Genomic DNA, 1,639 nt, shown 5'->3' with positions numbered 1-1,639 from the left:
CCCCCCCCGCCTCCGCCGCTCTGCGCGCCTGCCCGGCGCCGCCGGCTGCGAGCGGCTTACGGCCGCCCTCGTCCTGCTGGCCGGGCTCGGCGGCGAAGGCGCCGACCCCGCCGAGGCCCTGGCCCGCGCCGGGGTCGGGCGGCTGGCCGTCGCCGACTTCGATGTGGTCGCGCCCTCCAACCTCAACCGCCAGCTCTGTGCGCTCCACAGCACCCTCGGCCGCAGCAAGGCGGAGGTCATGGCTGCGCGCATCGCGGACATCAACCCGGAATGCCGGCTGACCATCCACGACGCATTCCTCACCGCCGACGCCATGCCGGCGCTGCTGGCCGGGGGCGGCTTCGACCAAGTCGCTGACGCCATCGACAGCTTGGCGAGCAAGGTGGCGCTGCTGGCAGCGGCCCTGGAGGCCGGCGTGCCGGTGGCGGCGAGCATGGGCGCCGGCGGCCGGCTGGACCCGACCCGCATCCATGTCACGGACCTGATGGACACCCGCGAGTGCCGCCTGGCCCGCGAAGTGCGCAAGCGCCTGCGCCGGGCGGGCCATGGCCGAGGTGTGCTGGCAGTGTGGTCCGACGAGCCGCCGCTGCCGCCCCTGCCGCCGGAGCCCACCGGCCGCGGCCGCGACCGGGCCGTCAACGGCACCATCAGCTACATGCCGGCGCTGTTCGGGCTGACCCTGGCCGGCGTCGTGGTGCGGCGACTGCTGGCGGGGCAGGGCGCAGACCGCCTCCTGCCCTGCCGCTGAGCGGGCTCGTCCGCGCTTCGGACATGACCCACGGGCATTGTCGGTCATTTCTCACACGGACTGCGGTCATCCTCCCATGATCTCCTGCAGAGGCTGCGGCTAGATTGCACCCATGCACTCCGCTGCCCTTGCTGCGCCGTCGGCCGGCAGCGGTTCTTGACTCAGACGCAGTTGAACCGGACTGGTGCGAATCATGACGAAACGGGTGGATGTGGCGGTGATCGGTGCGGGACATGCCGGTTTGAATGCGATCAAAGAGATCCGCAAGGTTACGGACGACTGGGTGCTCATCAACGGCGGGCCGCTCGGCACCACCTGCGCCCGCATCGGCTGCATGCCGTCCAAGGTCGCCATCCATCTGGCGGACACCTACAAGATGCGCGACAAGCTCGAACGCTATGGCGTTTCCGGCGGCGATGCGCTGCAGCTGAACCGACCGGCGGCGCTGGAGCACATGCGTGATCTGCGCGACACCTTCGTGGATCTGGTGCTGGCCAACACCACTGACGAGATGGACGACCAGCATCTCATCGAGGGCTATGCGGAGCTCCTCGATGCCCAGCGGCTGCGGGTCGGCGAGCAGGAGATCCACGCGAACGCCATCGTCGTCGCCACCGGCGCCCGCTCGGTGGTGCCGGATGCGTGGCGGGAGGATCTCGCCGACGGGATCCTCACCGTGGACAACGTCTTCGAGCAGGAAGAACTGCCGGCGTCCGTAGCGGTCATCGGACTAGGCCCCATCGGCCTGGAGATCGGCCAGGCCCTGCACCGGCTCGGCGTCGCCATCACCGGCATCGACCACGGCGAGCGCATCTCGCGTATCCAGGACCCGGCCTTGAACCGCGCCGCGGTGGACATCTTCCAGCGTGAGTTTCCGCTCTGGCTCGGGGA

The 1,639-nt window shown here is 70.3% G+C and carries 2 protein-coding genes; both read left to right on the top strand.

What is annotated here, in order from left to right; all coding sequences use genetic code 11:
- Nucleotides 1–28 precede the first annotated feature (28 nt).
- A complete protein-coding gene (locus I6U14_RS09785; RefSeq protein WP_296898872.1) occupies nt 29–748 on the top strand; it encodes a tRNA threonylcarbamoyladenosine dehydratase in 720 nt (239 codons plus the stop codon).
- A gap of 193 nt (nt 749–941) precedes the next feature.
- The coding region (locus I6U14_RS09780) for an FAD-dependent oxidoreductase (RefSeq protein ID WP_296898870.1) at nt 942–1,639 on the top strand (698 nt) is incomplete at its 3' end.

Source organism: Thiohalocapsa sp. (genome assembly GCF_019695415.1).
GTDB lineage: Bacteria > Pseudomonadota > Gammaproteobacteria > Chromatiales > Chromatiaceae > Thiohalocapsa.
This window is presented reverse-complemented; position numbering and strand designations above follow the sequence as displayed.